The sequence below is a fragment of the Citrobacter sp. CF971 genome (genome assembly GCF_006385635.1).
Classification (GTDB): domain Bacteria; phylum Pseudomonadota; class Gammaproteobacteria; order Enterobacterales; family Enterobacteriaceae; genus Citrobacter; species Citrobacter freundii.
In genome coordinates this window covers 2,460,324-2,473,120 of the sequence record NZ_CP041051.1, presented here as the reverse complement: position 1 = coordinate 2,473,120, position 12,797 = coordinate 2,460,324, and the positions used below count along the sequence as shown (strand labels likewise).

Here is a 12,797-nt window from a genome sequence, read left to right as displayed (position 1 = left end):
TTACAGGGTGACGACGATTTTGCCCACCTGACCGTTGGCTTCCATGTATTGATGTGCTTCAACGATATCATCAAAGGCAAAGGTTTTATCAATCAGCGGTTTGAGCTTGCCGGATTGCAGTCCTTCAAAGATAAACCGTTTTGCACGTGACAGTTTTTCCGGGTTCGTGGTGATTTCGAAAATCTCATAGCCGCGGAAGGTCAGATGACGACCGAGTATCTCAATTACCGGAATCGACAAATCACGCGCATCAAGAGAGCCATACTGGAAAAAGAGTCCGCCGGCAGGCATCACCTGGGCAATTTTTGCCACGCCAGGGCCACCGACCGGATCGAAGACCACGCGGGTACCTTTGCCGTCAGTGATCCGGTTAATCTCCGCCACCAGATCCTGCTCCTGGCTGGCGATAACCTCTGCCGCGCCAAGTTGCAGAAGCTGGGCACGTTTCTCACTGGTGCGCGTCATCGCAATCGGTTTTGCTCCCCGCATGTTAGCAATCTGAATTGCCGCCAGTCCGACGCTGCTGGAAGCAGCATTGATCAGCACGTTATCACCAGGCTTAATATCCGCATATTCAACCAGCGCACCGAAAGCGGTCACATACATCATCCAGCTCGCCGCGGCTTCCTCGAAGCTAAGATTCTCAGGATGTTTGACGACAGCATGGGCTGGAGCATTGACGACTTCACCGTACATACCATACTCATGGAAGCTGAAAGCCGGGATGACGCTGACGCTATCGCCGGGCGCAAACTCACGCACGTTGTCTCCCACGGATTCAACAACGCCAGAAGCCTCATAGCCCAGACGTGCCGGGAATTTGGGTTGGTAAATATACTGGCCGGTACGATACATAATTTCCGCACGGTTAATGCCGATTGCGCGTACGCGTATCTGAACTTCATCCGCACGCGGAGCCGAAACTGGCATATCCTGGATTGTCAGGACGTCAGCGTCGCCTGGTTGATTAAAAACCACGACCTTAGACATAGCAAACCTCTGTAAATTGTTCTGTATTGGGTCTGCACAATTTAACGGCTCAGATGAGGGTGAAAAACCGCCGTTGCGGAACTTCACTATTACTCAGATTATAATAATCCCTGTAGGCGCGATTTTTGCTCGGTAAAAAGCGCATACAGCCAGTCTATAAACACCCGAACACGGGGGGCAAGATGGCGCCTGTCCGGGTAGAGCACGGAAACGGGTTTTGATTCCCCGGCATAATCGGCCAGCACCTCTACGAGCTGGCCCGACTGGATCCAGGGGGCCAGTACCGCGTGCACACCGTGGATGATACCGAGTCCGGATAAACAGCCTGTCAAAAGAATGTCGGAGTTATCAACGCAGATGTGACCTGTAGGGATAAACGACACGGTTTCACCCTCACGGACGAAGGACCATTCCAGTGCTTCACGATGACGTTCACTGAAAAAGTTAATTGCCTGATGTCGGGATAAATCCTCTGGCGTCTGCGGTACGCCGTGTTTTTGCAAATAATCCGGGGACGCGCATGTCACCATTTTTACCTCACCAAGCCGCCGTGAAATCAGAGAAGAGTCTTGTAACTCGCCAATGCGAATCATGCAGTCGATACCTTCGGCAAGCAGATCGATTCTTCGGTCGGTGGAGGTGAGGACAATCTCAATATCCGGGTAGCGCGACTGGAAATCGTTCAGGGCCGGGACTAATACCGAGTGAGCCAGCGACAGGGGGGCATTCACCCTGAGTTTTCCGCGCGGAGGGCGGGTGGGTGAGAAAGAAGCCATGATGTCATCAACGTCACTGAGCAGGATTTTTGTGCGTTGGTAAAAAGCGTCACCTTCTTCTGTCAGACTCACTTTACGAGTCGTGCGGTTAAGCAACTTTGCTCCCAGATCGTCTTCAAGATGTTGGATAGCTTTGGTCACTGCAGGGCGGTGCAGGTGTAGCACGTCTGCTGCTCTGGCAAATCCACCTTGCTCAACAACCTGTACAAAAATATTCATATATTCAAACATACTGGAACGCATGGCTTATTCTCCCCCGGTATTCGACCATTGTTATTATGAAAGTAATAATCATGCCTGCATAGGTTGCCGAATGCTGCTCTACACTTAGGGTTTTAACTTTGGGGATTGCAGCATGATTAAGGTCTATGGGGTACCGGGCTGGGGATCGGCCATCAGTGAAGTGATGCTCACACTGGCGGAGATCCCTTATCATTTTATTAATGTCGACGGTTTTGACAGTGACGGCCCCCAGCGGGAGTTGCTTAAGACGATGAATCCACTATGCCAGGTGCCCACGCTGGTACTGGAAAATGGCAGTGTGATGACAGAAACGGCGGCGATCGCGCTGATGATTCTCGATCGTCGCCCTGAACTTTCACCACCCGTTGGACACGCCGAACGCCAGCAGTTTCAGCGTCTGTTGATATGGCTGGTAGCAAATGTCTATCCCACGTTTACCTATGCCGACTATCCAGAACGCTGGGTACCGGACGCCCCGGCGCAGTTGAAAAAGAACTGCATTGAGTACCGTAAATCCCTCTATATGTGGCTGAACGATCAGCTAAACGCCGAGCCGTACGCATTCGGGGATCAGCTAACACTACTGGACGTATATATTGCCGTTATGCGCACCTGGGGACCAGGGCATGACTGGTTTCAGGACAACACGCCGAATATTAGCGCTATCGCTGATGCAGTTTGTCAGCATCCGAGGCTACGTACTGTACTGAAAAACAATAAGATTATTTGAGTAAAAAAACGCTGTTCCGCAGATGTGCAAATCCCGGAACAGCGGGCGAACTATCGCCATAAGGTTAAATTACGCGACAGAAGGGGTCTGCGTAATACGATCCAATGGACTCACGATAAACAGATAAGAAATCAGGCCAATCAGCCTCATCGAACCGACGTACAGAATGGCGAAATCAAAAGACTGGGGATTGTCACCCATGAGGGTGAGCAGGGCGCTAAATAGCCCGCAGTTGGTGCGCCCGAAGACCGCGGAAAAAGTGATGCAGGCGGTGGCAGACTATTTGTTGAAAAAAGGTTATCGTCGTCATAGTTTGCTATGGACCGCCGATCGACGTGCTATTGGACAACGCGTCGCCTCGATCGTATCGAACAAATTCCACGTGAAGACGATATTATTGATGTCGGATTTCACCTGGGTGAACGAGAGTCCGCATAAGTTACCTGCATCCCAAAACAATAAGGAACCTGTCATGCCGCACGTTGATATCAAATGTTTTCCTCGCGATTTGAACGAAGAAGAGAAGGCCGCGTTGGCGGCGGATATTACCGAAGTCATTATTCGTCATTTACAAAGCAAAGAGAGTTCAGTGAGCGTGGCGCTGAATGAAATTGAGCCGGGAGAGTGGCAGAGCGTGTGGGATGCGGAAATTGCGCCACAGATGACGAGGCTGATTAAAAAACCCGGCTACAGCATGTGAAAGAGAACGGGCGATTATTGCGCCCGTATTATTCAGCCGCTGTTATGCGTTTCCCGCTGGTGACAAACGTTCCGGCGCCAAGATGATGCAGGGTATTGAGTTTATCATCATCAAACTGCCAGCGTCCTTCCACGAAAGCTCGTTCATCAGCGGCAGCCGAGACCACTTCCCCAAACAGGGTGTCATATTTTTCCTGTGCTGCCGTTGCAGGCAGCAGACGACACTCCATCCAGGCCAGACATTTCGCTTCTATTAACGGTAATCCCAGCACCGGACCTTTTACCACCGGAATACCGTAGCAGTTAAATTTATCTTCCACGCGACCGGAAACGCTGCCCACCGCGTAAGTCCAGTTGGTAGCGGCCACGCCCGGAATAACAATACCGAACTTGCCGCTACGCTCAATCAGTTCACGCGACCAGGCGGTCTTATCAACAACAATTGCAATCCGCGGCGGTTCAAATTCCACCGGCATTGACCATGCCGCCGCCATCACATTGCGCCGCTCGGTATGCTCATCCCGGCTGGTGATCAGTATCGTAGGGCCGTGGTTAAGCAGCCGACTGGCATGTTTTAATTCGATTGAACGGAAATGGCTCATGGATGCTCCTGGGCTGAGAGATAACACACCACAATAGATATAGATATTAACGGTATTAGCGATTTTGTCGCCTCGTCTGGAGGAACAACGCACAAAATCGACGGCGTAAAATTAAAAATGCGTTATAAGTACTGCATTAATCGAACAGGAACTCCCTATGACGCCTTTTTTAACCGCTTATTTTGCCCGTATTGGCTGGTCAGACTCGGCCAGCGTCGACATTGAAACTTTAAAAGCGCTGCATTTACTGCACAACGGCGCGATTCCGTTTGAAAACCTGGATGTATTACTGCCAAGAGAGATGCAGCTTGACGATTTGTCGCTGGAAGAGAAGCTGGTGACGGCGCGTCGTGGCGGTTATTGCTTTGAACAGAACGGAGTGTTTGAGCGCGCGTTACGCGAAATCGGTTTTAACGTACGTAGCCTTCTCGGTCGTGTGGTACTGGCAAATCCGTCAAGTTTGCCGCCGCGCACGCATCGTCTGTTGCTGGTTGAATTACAGGGAGAGCAGTGGATCGCCGACGTTGGCTTCGGCGGGCAAACGCTGACGGCACCGATTCGTCTGCAGGCCGATATTGAGCAGCAAACGCCACACGGCGAATATCGCCTGGTTCAGGAGGGGGACGATTGGATCCTGCAGTTCCGCCATCACGATCACTGGCAATCAATGTACCGTTTTGACCTGGTTGTACAGCACCAGAGCGATTATCTGATGGGCAATTTCTGGTCCGCGCACTGGCCACAATCGCATTTTCGTCATCATTTGCTGATGTGTCGTCATCTTCCGGACGGCGGTAAGCTGACGTTGACTAATTTTCATTTCACCCGTTATCAGGATGGTCGGGCGATAGAGCAGATTAATCTGCCCGATGTCGCCAGCCTGTATGCCTTGCTGCAGGAACAGTTTGGACTGGGCGTGGATGACGTGAAGCATGGGTTTACCGAAGATGAGCTGGCGACGGTCATGGCTGCGTTTGATACGCATCCGGAGGCGGGTAAATAGGGGCATCGGAAGTCATGCCGGATGCGGGTAAATAGGGGCATCGGAAGTCATGCCGGATGCGGCGTTATCGCCTTATCCGGCCTACGGGAACAATTAAAAATCTATCGCCCATTCGGCGTGAAACAGGATCACAGCCGAACCGGTAATGGTCACTTTTTCCGGCAGGTTTTCACGGATAGCCACCGTCACATCAACAATACCGTCACGCCCGAGCGCGTGGCCCTGATGCCCCTGAACACGTAGCGTTTTCCCGTCATGCGGCATCAACCCATGTTGAACCAGCCACGCGCCCATTGGACCGTTGGCATTGCCGGTAACCGGATCTTCCACAATACCAATAGCAGGCGAGAACATGCGGCCATCGGTGGCGTTTTCGCCCTTGCGAATTTGAAAAGGGAAGAAACCGTTACAGCCAATTTGCTGGCTGATAGCGGTCAGGGCAGGCAAATCCGGGGAAAGGGCGTCGAGGTCCACCTCAGGCTTCAGCGCAATCATTACTTTAGAGTGTCCGGTGGTGGCTACCTGAATGGGTAATCCGGGCAGCATATCGTCTTCGCTCAGGTGCAGTGCATCGATTATCGCGGCACGTACAGCACCTTCCAGCGGAGCTTCGAATCCAGGTACGCCTTGTTCAAGGCTAATGCGATAGTCATTGTCACTCGCTTCAATATCGACCCGATGACGACCGGCGAGCGAGGTTTGCCAGACGGTGCTGTTGCCCAGACCCAGCACCTTGGCGCGCACATAATGTGCGGCGACGGTAGCGTGTCCACAGATAGGAACTTCGACCGTCGGCGTGAAATAACGAATGCGAACATCGCTGTCGTCACTGGTCAGCAGGAATGCGGTTTCCGAATGACGCAGCTCGCGAGCAATAAGTTGCATCTGTGCTTCGCTCAATCCGTCAGCATGCAACACCACTCCCGCTGAATTGCCGCGAAAGGGTACTGAAGTAAAGGCATCGACGTGATAAACCTGTGGTTTCATTAGCGTTCTCCCTGGGATGGAGAAGCATCATAACGTACAAAAAGCGGGATAGCGATCCAGGCCCGGTAAGCGCTAGCGCTACCGGGCAGCAGAGGAAATTAGCGACGCGAACGCACTATCTGATAACGGCGGGTAAAGTACTCAAACGGCGCACTCCACACGTGGACCAGTCGGGTGAACGGGAACAGCAGAAAAATGGTCATCCCCAGAACCAGATGCACACGGAAAATCCACGCTACGCCATCCAGATGCGCAGACGCACCGCCCTGGAAGGTCACCACCGACTGCGCCCAACCGACCAGTTTTAGCATTTCACTGCCGTCAGGATGCTGTGCAGAGAACGGGATAGTGGTTAAACCGAGAATACATTGAATCAGCAGAACGCAGAGGATCAGAATATCGGCGGTCGAGGAGGTTGCGCGAATGCGCGGGTTAGTCAGCCTGCGCACCAGCAGGCCAGCGCCACCCACCAGTGTGAGCACGCCACAAAGTCCGCCGGCAATCATTGCCATCTGCTGCTTTACCGCAATCGGCAGGAACCAGGCATACATCCAGTGCGGCGTTAACATGCCAAACAGATGACCGAAAAAGATCCCCAGAATGCCGATGTGGAACAGGTTTGACCACAACACCATACCGCGTTTGTCCAGCATCTGGCTGGAAGAGGCGCGCCAGGTGTATTGCCCGTAGTCGTAGCGTAGCCAACTGCCGAGGATAAACACCGTACCGCACAGATACGGATAGATATCGTAAAAAAAGACGTTCAGGTACTGTATCATTTCGGGCCTCCCGCGCTGACGTCGACATACTGAGGTGCCACGTCCTGGCTAAAGCGTCGTTGATAGTTTTGTAACGGTGAACTGTCACAGGCGGTGGCATTATCTTCGATAAACTTCACCTGTTCCTCTTCCCAGACTGCATCCAGCGCCTGTCGGGTATCGTCGCGCGTTTCCGTGCCAACCTGCTTAGTGACACTGTCACTCGAAAGAGGGCTTCCGGCAAGCTGCAACAGGGCATCAAACAGTTGATACCACGGCGTATCGCGCTGTTTTAAGCGCCCGCCAAGCAACGCCAGAATCGGTGCGACGTTCTGCAGTCCTTCTTTGGCTTCCGCTTCCGGTAACACGCTTAAGTACTCAAGATATAAAGGCAGGTGATCCGGCAGTTCGCGACAGTTTAGCTGCAGCCCGACCTTTTCATACTGCGCTAACAGATCGACCATTGCCTGACCACGGTCACGGGACTCGGCGTGCACATGCTCAAACAGCAGCAGAGAGGTGGCCCGACCCCGGTCAAAGATTTCGCACCATTCGGCTTGTTTATCCAGTAACGGCGCATTGAGCAGCTCCTGGCTAAAATCACTAAGCATGGGGGCATCGCTGGCCACAAGCGCCAGCGCGTCGTCTTTACACTCCCATAGCAGCTCGTCAGGGTACTCCATCAGCAGGCCGATAACCTTCAGGATTTGCATTATTCACCCTCCGCTTTATCGCGCACTTCGGTGATGTCGATGGCATCAATACGGCTACTGTTAAACAGGTTGAATTTGGTATCTGAGCCATGGCAGCCGTCACCGAAGGTAAAGCCGCAGCCGTTTTTCTCCGGGAAGGCATCACGCGCCATTTCGCGGTGACTGGTCGGGATCACAAAGCGGTCTTCATAGTTGGCGATGGCCAGATAACGATACATCTCCTCGACCTGCTCAACGCTCAGACCCACTTCCTCAATCGCGCGGGTGTCCGTGACGCCTTCTACGGTTTGCGCACGCATATAGTGGCGCATGGCCATCATCCGTTTGAGCGCCCTCAGCACCGGACCGGTATCACCCGCACTGAGCATATTGGCGAGGTACTGAACCGGAATTCGCAGCGACTCAACCGCAGGCAAAATGTTGCCATTGTGCGGCAGTCCGCCCGCGTCGGCGACCGACTGTATCGGTGACAATGGCGGCACATACCAGACCATCGGCAGGGTGCGATACTCCGGGTGCAGCGGTAGCGCCAGCTTCCAGTCCATCGCCATTTTGTAAACCGGCGAGCGTTGGGCTGCTTCGATGACGTTATGTGGAATACCTTGTTTTAGCGCCTCTTCAATCACCGCTGGATCGTTCGGGTTGAGGAACACATCGCACTGACGCTCGTAGAGATCGGTTTCATGCTCGGTGCTCGCTGCTTCCTCGATACGGTCGGCGTCGTACAGCAATACCCCGAGATAACGGATACGCCCAACGCAGGTTTCTGAACACACCGTCGGCTGGCCGGACTCAATACGCGGGTAGCAGAAAATGCACTTCTCTGACTTACCGCTCTTCCAGTTAAAGTAGATTTTTTTGTACGGACAGCCGCTGATGCACAAGCGCCAACCGCGACATTTGTCCTGGTCGATCAGCACAATGCCGTCTTCTTCACGCTTATAGATAGCACCGCTCGGGCAGGTGGCGACACAGCTTGGGTTCAGACAGTGCTCGCACAGGCGCGGTAAATACATCATGAAGGTGTTTTCGAACTGACCGTACATCTCCTTTTGCATCTTCTCGAAGTTACGGTCGCGGGCACGTTTTGAAAATTCGCCGCCAAGCAGTTCTTCCCAGTTTGGACCCCAGATAATCTTGTCCATCCGTTTACCATCTATCAGCGAACGCGGACGCGCGGTGGGCTGATTCTTGCTCTCCGGCGCGCTATGCAGATGCTGATAATCGTAGGTAAACGGTTCATAGTAATCATCGATTTGCGGGATCACCGGGTTGGCGAAAATTTTGGTGATTACGCCCATCTTACCGCCCAGACGCGGTCTTATCTTGCCGTTAACATCGCGAACCCAGCCGCCTTGCCACTCTTCCTGATCTTCCCAGTTTTTCGGATAACCAATCCCCGGTTTAGTCTCGACGTTGTTAAACCACGCATATTCCATCCCTTCACGCCCGGTCCAGACGTTTTTACAGGTGACGGAGCAGGTGTGGCAGCCGATGCACTTATCCAGATTAAGAACCATGCCTACCTGTGAGCGTATTTTCATTTTTTCGCCTCCTGTACCTGATCGCGACCTTCATCATCCAGCCAGTTAATGTTTTTCATTTTTCTAATCATGATGAACTCATCGCGGTTAGAGCCGACCGTCCCGTAATAGTTGAAGCTGTATGCCAGTTGCGCATAGCCGCCGATCATGTGCGTGGGTTTCGGGCAGACGCGGGTGACCGAGTTATGGATCCCGCCACGCATTCCGGTGACTTCCGAGCCTGGGATATTCATGATTCGCTCCTGAGCGTGATACATCATGGTCATTCCCGGCGGCACGCGTTGACTCACCACTGCACGCGCGGTGAGCGCACCGTTGGCGTTGAAGGCTTCAATCCAGTCGTTATCCTCAATGCCCAGCTCTTTGGCATCGGTCTCGCTGATCCAGACAATGGGGCCGCCGCGCGAAAGCGTCAGCATCAGCAGGTTTTCACTGTAGGTAGAGTGGATCCCCCATTTCTGGTGCGGCGTCAGGAAGTTGAGGGCTTTTTCCGGGAAGCCGTTAGGCGGAACCTCGCGCATTTCACTGACGCTGCGGGTATCGATAGGCGGACGATACGCCACCAGGCTTTCACCGAACGCTCGCATCCACGCGTGATCCTGGTACAGCTGCTGGCGACCGGATAGGGTACGCCATGGGATCAACTCGTGGACGTTGGTATAGCCTGCGTTATAGGAGACATGTTCGCTTTCAAGGCCGGACCAGGTAGGACTGGAGATGATTTTGCGCGGCTGCGCCTGGATATCGCGAAAACGAATCTTTTCGTCTTCTTTGTTCAACGCCAGATGCGTATGGTCGCGTCCGGTCATCGCCCCCAGCGCTTCCCAGGCTTTCACCGCCACCTGACCGTTGGTTTCCGGCGCCAGGGCGAGGATCACCTCAGAGGCATCCAGTGCGGTGTCAATCAGCGGTCGGCCTTTTGCCGGGCCTTCGCGTTTGGTGTAGTTCAGCTTGCCGAGGAAATCGACTTCCGCCTGGGTATTCCACGCAATGCCTTTCCCTCCATTTCCAAGCTTGTCCATAAGCGGACCGAGTGAAGTAAAGCGTTCGTAGGTAGCGGGGTAGTCACGTTCCACAACGGCGATATTCGGTGCCGTTTTCCCCGGGAGGAGATCGCATTCGCCTTTGCGCCAGTCCAGAATGTCAAACGGCTGCGCCAGCTCTGCCGGAGAGTCGTGTTGCAGTGGTTGCAACACCACATCCGTTTCTTGTCCAAGGTGTCCCACACATACCTCGGAGAACACTTTGGCGATGCCTTTATAAATTTCCCAGTCACTCTTCGATTCCCATGCCGGGTCGACCGCCGCGGACAACGGGTGAATAAACGGATGCATATCCGAGGTGTTCATATCGTCTTTTTCATACCAGGTAGCGGTTGGCAAAACGATATCGGAGAACAAACAGGTGCTGGACATACGGAAATCGAGCGTGACCAGCAGATCGAGCTTGCCCTCTATCGCCGCGGACTGCCATTCAACCTCTTCAGGTTTAATACCCTCACTTGAACCGAGCGCTTCCCCCTGGATCCCGCTTTCGGTACCCAGTAAATACTTGAGCATGTATTCATGCCCTTTACCTGAGGAACCGAGCAGGTTAGAGCGCCAGACGAAGAGGTTGCGTGGGTGGTTTTTGCCGCTATCTGGCTGCTCGCAGGCAAAACGAATATCACCCGACTTCAGCGCTTGGGCAGTGTATTGCGCAGGAGATAACCCAGCCTGTTCTGCCTTCGCTTTGACGGTCAATGGGTTAAGGTTAAGCTGCGGCGCAGAGGGCAGCCAGCCCATCCTTTCTGCACGCACGTTAAAATCAATTAAATGCCCACTAAACTTCGACGCATCGGCCAGCGGAGAGAGGAGTTCTTGCGCGGTGAGTTTTTCATAACGCCACTGACTGGAGTGGTTGTAGAAAAACGAGGTGCTGTTCATCTGACGCGGTGGGCGGTTCCAGTCCAGCGCAAAGGCCAGCGGCAACCAACCGGTTTGCGGACGCAGTTTCTCCTGACCCACATAGTGCGCCCAGCCGCCGCCGCTTTGTCCCACGCAACCACAGAACACCAGGATGTTAATCATCCCGCGGTAGTTCATGTCCATGTGATACCAGTGGTTAACGCCAGCTCCGAGGATGATCATCGAACGGCCATGCGTTTTGTGCGCGGTATCGGCAAACTCACGGGCGATTTGTTCGATATGACGGCGTGGCACGCCGGTAATTTGCTCACCCCAGGCCGGGGTGTAGGCTTTTACTTCGCTGTAATCTTGTGCGCTATGAACATCATCCAGACCACGGTCGAGGCCGTAATTCGCCAGCACTAGATCATAGACGCTCACCACCGGGCAACGGCTACCGTCAGCGAGGGTAAGATATTTTACCGGTAGTTGACGGACCAGCACCGGTTCTTGTTTTACACTGCGAAAATGTGGGTTTTCGTTGCCGCCAAAATAGGGGAATGCCACGCCGGTCACGTCATCATGCTGACCAAGCAGCGAGAGGGAAAGCTCTGTTTCAGCACCAGCCGCCAGGGGTTCCAGGTTCCATTTGCCTTTCTCGCCCCAGCGAAAACCGATGGATCCATTCGGGACAACCAGTTCACCTTCGCGGTTGAAAGCCACCGTTTTCCACTCTGGATTGTTGCTTTCGCCGAGACCATCAACAAGGTCTGAGGCGCGCATCATGCGTCCAGGCACGTAGCTGCCATCTTCGCGGGCATCCAGCAGCACCAGCATCGGCATATCGGTATAGCGACGACAGTAATTGAGGAAATAATCGCTGGGATTGTCGAGATGGAACTCTTTCAGGATGACGTGGCCCATCGCCATTGCCAGCGCGCTGTCTGTCCCTTGTTTCGGTGCCAGCCACTGGTCGCACAGTTTGGCGACTTCCGAGTAGTCTGGCGTAATGGCAATCGTCTTGGTGCCTTTGTAGCGAACTTCAGTAAAAAAGTGCGCGTCCGGGGTACGGGTCTGCGGCACGTTAGAGCCCCAGGCGATGATATAGCTGGAGTTATACCAGTCGGCGGATTCAGGAACGTCGGTCTGCTCGCCCCAGGTCATCGGTGACGCTGGCGGTAAGTCGCAGTACCAGTCATAGAAGCTCAGACAGGTTCCGCCCAGTAGCGAGAGATAACGCGTACCTGCGGCATAGGAGACCATCGACATTGCGGGGATGGGCGAGAATCCGGCCACACGATCCGGGCCGTAGGTTTTCACCGTCCAGACGTTGGCAGCAGCAATCAGTTGATTAAGTTCTTTCCAGTTGGAACGGATAAACCCACCGCGCCCACGTACCTGCTTGTAGCTCTGGCATTTTTGCGGGTCGTTCATAATGGATTCCCAGGCCAGCACCGGATCGGGCTGGCGGGACAGGGCGTCGCGCCACAATTCGATTAAGCGTTTACGCACCAGTGGATATTTCAGGCGGTTGGCGCTGTAGAGATACCAAGAGTAACTTGCGCCGCGTGGGCAGCCACGGGGCTCATGATTTGGCAGGTCAGGGCGGGTACGCGGGTAGTCGGTTTGCTGAGTTTCCCAGGTTACCAGCCCGTTTTTGACGTAGATTTTCCAGCTGCATGAGCCGGTACAGTTAACGCCGTGGGTAGAACGCACAATTTTATCGAACTGCCAGCGCTGACGATAGCTGTCTTCCCAGTCCCGGTTGGTGTGCATTACTTGCCCATGCCCCTCGGCAAACGTATCGCCCTTTTGTTTAAAGTAGCGAAAGCGGTCTAACAGTTTACTCATGACATAACTCCTGCT

Annotated in this window: 11 protein-coding genes and 2 pseudogenes; 4 read left to right on the top strand and 9 right to left on the bottom strand. The window is 53.7% G+C overall.

Features of this window, described 5'->3' with window-relative positions; genetic code table 11:
* The gene (locus tag E6P06_RS15380) at positions 1-990 is read right to left on the bottom strand and encodes a zinc-dependent alcohol dehydrogenase family protein (RefSeq protein ID WP_044702319.1); all 990 of its coding nucleotides are present in this window, start codon (positions 988-990) and stop codon (positions 1-3) included.
* Positions 991-1,088: 98 nt separating this feature from the next.
* Positions 1,089-2,009, bottom strand: a complete 921-nt coding sequence (locus E6P06_RS15375) for a LysR family transcriptional regulator (RefSeq protein ID WP_048232069.1) — start codon at positions 2,007-2,009, stop codon at positions 1,089-1,091.
* 112 nt (positions 2,010-2,121) lie between these two features.
* Here E6P06_RS15375 and E6P06_RS15370 point away from each other — a divergent pair, with 112 nt between their 5' ends.
* Positions 2,122-2,739, top strand: coding sequence for a glutathione S-transferase family protein (locus E6P06_RS15370; RefSeq protein WP_016150265.1), 618 nt, complete (start codon positions 2,122-2,124; stop codon positions 2,737-2,739).
* A 69-nt stretch (positions 2,740-2,808) separates the two neighbouring features.
* On the opposite strand, the pseudogene E6P06_RS15365 reads toward E6P06_RS15370, so the two are convergent.
* A pseudogene (locus E6P06_RS15365) lies at positions 2,809-2,931 on the bottom strand (glucarate transporter); the annotation flags it as partial.
* Between E6P06_RS15365 and E6P06_RS28255 the strand changes: the two are divergent.
* Together E6P06_RS28255 and pptA are read left to right on the top strand one after the other, a co-directional pair.
* Positions 2,906-3,016, top strand: a pseudogene (locus E6P06_RS28255) (LacI family DNA-binding transcriptional regulator); the annotation flags it as partial. The pseudogenes E6P06_RS15365 and E6P06_RS28255 overlap by 26 nt on opposite strands.
* A gap of 195 nt (positions 3,017-3,211) precedes the next feature.
* Positions 3,212-3,439, top strand: coding sequence for a tautomerase PptA (pptA, locus tag E6P06_RS15350; RefSeq protein ID WP_003843703.1), 228 nt, complete (start codon positions 3,212-3,214; stop codon positions 3,437-3,439).
* Positions 3,440-3,467: 28 nt separating this feature from the next.
* Here pptA and E6P06_RS15345 read toward each other — a convergent pair whose 3' ends face one another.
* A complete protein-coding gene (locus tag E6P06_RS15345) occupies positions 3,468-4,040 on the bottom strand; it encodes a flavin reductase family protein (RefSeq protein ID WP_003020117.1) in 573 nt (190 codons plus the stop codon).
* 157 nt (positions 4,041-4,197) lie between these two features.
* Between E6P06_RS15345 and nhoA the strand changes: the two genes are divergently transcribed.
* Positions 4,198-5,043: an N-hydroxyarylamine O-acetyltransferase gene (gene nhoA / locus E6P06_RS15340; protein WP_044710786.1), complete on the top strand. Its 846-nt coding sequence runs from the start codon at positions 4,198-4,200 to the stop codon at positions 5,041-5,043.
* Between the two features lie 93 nt (positions 5,044-5,136).
* On the opposite strand, the gene E6P06_RS15335 is transcribed toward nhoA, so the two are convergent.
* From E6P06_RS15335 to E6P06_RS15315, 5 genes are all read right to left on the bottom strand, one after another.
* Positions 5,137-6,030 carry a PhzF family isomerase gene (locus E6P06_RS15335; RefSeq protein WP_139935420.1) on the bottom strand — a complete coding sequence of 298 codons (894 nt, stop codon included), beginning with the start codon at positions 6,028-6,030 and terminating at the stop codon, positions 5,137-5,139.
* 98 nt (positions 6,031-6,128) lie between these two features.
* Positions 6,129-6,809, bottom strand: a complete 681-nt coding sequence (gene narI, locus E6P06_RS15330; RefSeq protein ID WP_003020109.1) for a respiratory nitrate reductase subunit gamma — start codon at positions 6,807-6,809, stop codon at positions 6,129-6,131.
* Positions 6,806-7,501, bottom strand: a complete 696-nt coding sequence (gene narW / locus E6P06_RS15325; protein ID WP_003843701.1) for a nitrate reductase molybdenum cofactor assembly chaperone — start codon at positions 7,499-7,501, stop codon at positions 6,806-6,808. Before narW ends, narI begins: the two co-directional genes overlap by 4 nt.
* Positions 7,501-9,045, bottom strand: a complete 1,545-nt coding sequence (narH, locus tag E6P06_RS15320; RefSeq protein WP_003020103.1) for a nitrate reductase subunit beta — start codon at positions 9,043-9,045, stop codon at positions 7,501-7,503. The genes narW and narH overlap by 1 nt, the downstream gene beginning before the upstream one ends.
* Entirely contained in the window at positions 9,042-12,782 is a 3,741-nt protein-coding gene (locus tag E6P06_RS15315; protein WP_003843700.1) for a nitrate reductase subunit alpha, read from the bottom strand. Before E6P06_RS15315 ends, narH begins: the two co-directional genes overlap by 4 nt.
* Between the last annotated feature and the right edge of the window lie 15 nt (positions 12,783-12,797).